Origin of the sequence: Burkholderia cepacia, from assembly GCF_001039005.1 — a bacterium.
Lineage (GTDB): Bacteria > Pseudomonadota > Gammaproteobacteria > Burkholderiales > Burkholderiaceae > Burkholderia > Burkholderia theae.
This window is the reverse complement of record NZ_LDWR01000085.1, coordinates 1-260: the sequence shown is the minus strand read 5'-3', so window position 1 is coordinate 260 and position 260 is coordinate 1. Positions and strand designations below refer to the sequence as shown.

Annotated in this window: 1 tRNA gene; it reads right to left on the bottom strand. The window is 54.6% G+C overall.

What is annotated here, in order from left to right:
- Positions 1 to 69 precede the first annotated feature (69 nt).
- Positions 70 to 145: transfer RNA gene (locus tag VL15_RS36315), tRNA-Ala, on the bottom strand.
- Positions 146 to 260 lie beyond the last annotated feature (115 nt).

The window sequence follows — 260 nt, the reverse complement described above, 5'->3', positions numbered from 1 at the left end:
CTGACTGGCTCAATCGCCAATGCAAAATTCTCGGTTCAGTGTCTGAACCAAGCCCTTAGCGTTGGTGATTGGTGGAGGCAGACGGGATCGAACCGACGACCCCCTGCTTGCAAAGCAGGTGCTCTCCCAGCTGAGCTATGCCCCCATGAGTACAGATTCCTCAGGTACCTTACCCGTCGGTATGGGATTCTCGTAGGCGCTAAAGCACCAACGATCATCGACACGCCAGACAAGACATTGGTGGGTCTGGTTGGATTCGA